We start from the raw sequence: 1,969 nt of genomic DNA, 5'->3' as shown, positions 1-1,969 counted from the left end.
GATGATTGTGTGGTCCACCCCGTTGCTGCATAGGGATAACTTCCTACGTTAATGCTTGCGTTTTGAAATTGTCCATCAGTATTTCCAACTGTTGCACCCGTTCCCCAAATGGCCAGAAGGGATTTACTAAAATTAGCGGTAGAAGTTTTGGTTTGTAATGGTGTTAAAACAGCTTGTTTTGCAGTAACAGAATTAGAAACAGTTTGCGCTATACTCGAAAGGTTAAAAAGGCAAACAAGAGCTAGAAAAATCAAGCGTCTTTTTTTCATAAGTGTGCAGTAATAAAAATTAATATTTCATTACTAAAATATGACTGCCGAATATGAATTTGAATTTCTTGTTAAGAACTACCTTTTTTTGTATGTATTTAACTTACTGTTGAGATATAAACAGGTCGTGGATTTCTTTTTTGTATTTTCTTGATAAAGGAATTTTCTTATCTGTGAGTTTTATTTCCTGACTTTTGATGCTTATTATATGATTTAAGTTTACGGCAAAAGATCGATGTGTTCTGCGTAACAAAGAACTGTTGATTTCTTGTAAAAAGCTTTCCAGGGCTGTTCTTAGTAGATACTTTTTTTCTTGGGTAAATACCAAAATATAGTTGCCTTCAGATTGTAAATAACGGATGTCGTTGATTTGTAATTTTACAGTATCAATTCCATGTTTAAAAGTGATTAAATCGGGCGTTAGGTTCATGCGCGATTTTATCATCATCAAAGTGGCTGCAATTTCTTCTTCTTTAAAGGGTTTTATCATGTAACCAAAAGGTTGAGTAGCCGCAGCAAGCTCTAATGTTTTAGGGTCTGAATAAGAGGTGAGGTAAATAAATGGAATGTGATAATGGGTGTTGATTAATTGCCCCATTTCTAACCCGGATTGATCGTTGTTTAAATTAATATCCGTAATTACTATATTGGTTTCAGGATGCTCTTCTAAAAGTATTTTTCCTTCAATATACGAAGATGCAATACCTACCACATTGTAATGTTGGTTATGAAGCATTTCTTTGAGCATTTCACCTATGAGTAGTTCGTCTTCTACAATTAATATGTTGAGCTGTTTATTCATTCTTTTATCGTAAAGGTGAATAGTGAACGATGGTTGGTATTGTTATATGAATAAGATGCTTTGAGTTGTTGAGAGAGTATGCGTATGAGTTTAAAACCGAATCCTTCTGCTTTTTTTGTAATGTCTTGGGAAAAGCCTTGACCATTATCGTGGTAGTTGAGGATGAGTGTTTGTTTTTCATGATGGATGTCTATACCAATTTCAAGTGTCTCTCCCTTTGGGGTAGCATGTTTAAAAGAGTTGATAAAGAGTTCGTTAAAAATAAGTCCAATTTGTGTTGCTTTTGAGATGTTTAAGGAGATGTCCTTCATGGAAAGATTAATATTCACTTTCCTTTGGTCCATCGTAACAGTTGTTCTTAAATCAGAAATAAGCTGGTTACAATACTCTTTGAGGTTTACCGAAGATACATTTTCTAAATTATAGAGCTTCTGATGCACTGCTGCCATAGAGTGTATGCGATGCTCACACTCTTTTAATGCAGTTTTTACTTGTAGATTGTTAGAGGTAGAAGCTCTAAGGTAAAGCAAGCTTTGCAAAAGGGTAAGGTTGTTTTTTACACGGTGATGTAGTTCTTTAAACAAGAGGTCTTTCTGTTGTAAACTTTCTTCGAGCCGGTCGTTAGATTTTTGTAATGATTTTCTGGCCTTCTTATTCTTTAAAAGTAAGCGAAGTATAAAAAAGATAAGCACTAAAAAGGTAAGTAAGAAGATAAAGAGCGCCTTCAGTTGAAAACTTATTTTTTCAGCCTCTGCTTGCGCAATTTCTGCTTTATGATGCTCCTGTTCAGTAATTACTTTTTGTTTTTCAAAATCGTATTTTTTCTCAAGGTCTAATAGCGCTTTTTCATTTAATTCTTGTTTGTCGTGCAAATAGGCAGTAGTATACTTCACATAGG

General features: G+C 34.2%; 3 protein-coding genes. All 3 read right to left on the bottom strand.

What is annotated here, in order from left to right:
• On the bottom strand, window positions 1–269 hold a 269-nt coding region (locus AC22ZQ_RS14365), incomplete at its 3' end, for a hypothetical protein (RefSeq protein ID WP_318959446.1).
• Between the two features lie 103 nt (window positions 270–372).
• Window positions 373–1,071 carry a LytR/AlgR family response regulator transcription factor gene (locus tag AC22ZQ_RS14360; protein ID WP_318959445.1) on the bottom strand — a complete coding sequence of 233 codons (699 nt, stop codon included), beginning with the start codon at window positions 1,069–1,071 and terminating at the stop codon, window positions 373–375.
• On the bottom strand, window positions 1,068–1,969 hold a 902-nt coding region (locus AC22ZQ_RS14355), incomplete at its 5' end, for a sensor histidine kinase (RefSeq protein WP_318959444.1). The genes AC22ZQ_RS14360 and AC22ZQ_RS14355, both read right to left, overlap by 4 nt.

The sequence above is a fragment of the Lishizhenia sp. genome (assembly GCF_057456495.1).
Note: the sequence above shows the minus strand (reverse complement) of the source record. Positions and strands in the feature narration are given on the sequence as shown.

Coding starts and splice junctions, on each gene's coding strand:
- AC22ZQ_RS14360 (WP_318959445.1), bottom strand. CDS start 1,071: ATGAATAAACAGCTCAACATATTAATTGTAGAAGACGAACTACTCATA.